This window comes from Bacillus sp. SIMBA_005 (assembly GCF_046535585.1).
GTDB classification, from domain to species: Bacteria; Bacillota; Bacilli; order Bacillales; family Bacillaceae; genus Bacillus; species Bacillus pumilus.
The window spans coordinates 1-311 of the sequence record NZ_JAWRWI010000179.1; the positions used below are offsets into that span (position 1 = coordinate 1).

The window sequence follows — 311 nt, forward strand, 5'->3', positions numbered from 1 at the left end:
CCCAACGGCTACGGATTGCACCAGACGGTCGGGAACGTCTGGGAGTGGTGCCGGGACTGGTACTCGGCGAGCGCCTACGCGGATGCCGCGACGTCGCCGACCGGCCCCGCGCACGGCACCGAGCGCGTCCTGCGCGGAGGGAGCTACCTGTGCCACGATTCGTACTGCAACCGGTACCGGAACTCCGCACGCTCGCACAACACGCCGGACTCCTCGATGGGGAACGCGGGCTTCCGCAAGGTGAGCAGATGAGGAACCGGTTCCCGGCATCCGTCTATCGACGCAGTCACGAGGCGGACGCGAGGTTCACC

At 68.2% G+C, this 311-nt stretch carries 1 protein-coding gene; it reads left to right on the top strand.

Annotated elements, in window-relative coordinates; translation table 11 throughout:
- Positions 1-252 (top strand): formylglycine-generating enzyme family protein (locus SB660_RS19655; RefSeq protein WP_410583939.1); only part of this gene is annotated, 252 nt, incomplete at its 5' end.
- Positions 253-311: the final 59 nt, after the last annotated feature.